Here is a 529-nt window from a genome sequence, read left to right as displayed (position 1 = left end):
TTCTTGGGGAGCCGAGTTTATCGACAAGGTGAGATTAGGATCGTTCTCCATGGCGACAGCCCGCAATGCCATAGAAAAAACTGACAGCCACGCTGACATGAAACACATGCCGCCAGACATGAAGTCGATGCTCGGAAACACGGGAGCCCAAAAGAGCATTAAGGGCATACTGAATAGTGCCAAAAAAATGATTCCTATCATCACAGAAATGGGGTCATCCACAGACTCTGGAGGTGAAATCTCTGGGATAAATCGTGTACATGCCACAGTGAAAGGGATGCGAACCGCACCAAAATTTATGGCCGACGCGAAGAGATTTTCCGCGCTGGGTAAAGCCTTCCACTCGATGCGAGAACCGCAAGCAGATTTTTTCCTTCGCCATCTGCTTCATTTCGACGGCGGTCACCCAGAGGTCGTTGTGCCCACACCACCCGAGGCTCTAGCCCCTGCGAGCGTCGGTGCACCGTGGCCTAGTAGACACTTCTCCACCGTCGAAAAATACCGCCAGGAATGTGACGCTCCACACGGA

General features: G+C 52.4%; 1 protein-coding gene. It reads left to right on the top strand.

All coding sequences use genetic code 11. The features are described 5' to 3' along the window. Nucleotides 1–49: 49 nt before the first annotated feature. Nucleotides 50–529: hypothetical protein (locus tag D7X12_RS43915; protein WP_208719647.1), on the top strand; the 480-nt coding region annotated here is incomplete at its 3' end.

It is taken from the genome of Corallococcus sicarius (assembly GCF_003611735.1).
Taxonomy (GTDB): domain Bacteria; phylum Myxococcota; class Myxococcia; order Myxococcales; family Myxococcaceae; genus Corallococcus; species Corallococcus sicarius.
The sequence above is the reverse complement of the archived record's forward strand: the minus strand, read 5'-3'. Positions and strand labels throughout refer to the sequence as shown.